General features: G+C 69.1%; 1 pseudogene. It reads right to left on the bottom strand.

Annotated features, from left to right (window positions below):
- Window positions 1–309, bottom strand: a pseudogene (locus tag NS334_RS16445) (hypothetical protein); the annotation flags it as partial.
- Window positions 310–585 lie beyond the last annotated feature (276 nt).

Below are 585 nucleotides of genomic sequence, written 5' to 3'. Positions count from 1 at the left end.
GTGCAGTTCCTCGATGACGACCGGCGGGGGCGGCGTGGTGTACTCGGGCACCGGGCGGGATTCCGGGCGCTCCGGCGCGAGCTTCTGCAGGGTCTCGGGACCGTCGAAATCGCCGAGTTCGGAACGGCCCTCGTCGGCCGGTGCCGGGGTGTTGATACCCGGCTGCACAGGCTGGGTGACACCGGGCTGCGGTACCGCCACCGCGACACCGGCGCAGGCGACGGCCAACGCCATCGGCAGCACGCCCACCAGCGGACGGGCCACGCGCCGCACCGTCGAAATGTTCACATCATCGGACCGACGGTTCACGCCGCACACCCACTCACACTCAGAAAAGCGCGGCACGTCCCCGCGCGCCGCGCAGCGAAGATAGCGGTTGCCGAGTGGATGCTGTCAAATCGATAGCGAGTCGACATCACTCGCGCGTGTCGGGGAGTGAACTGCGAAAACAGCCCCTCCCCGAGACCGGGAAGGGGCTGTTCGCGAGGGAAACTCAGCCGAGCACGTCGTGCCGGACGATGGTCTGGTCGCGGCCGGGGCCGACGCCGATGCACGAGATGCGCGCGCCCGAAAGCTCTTCCAGCC

This window comes from Sphingomonas endophytica, assembly GCF_001476895.1.
GTDB classification, from domain to species: Bacteria; Pseudomonadota; Alphaproteobacteria; order Sphingomonadales; family Sphingomonadaceae; genus Sphingomonas; species Sphingomonas endophytica_A.
Note: the sequence above shows the minus strand (reverse complement) of the source record. Positions and strands in the feature narration are given on the sequence as shown.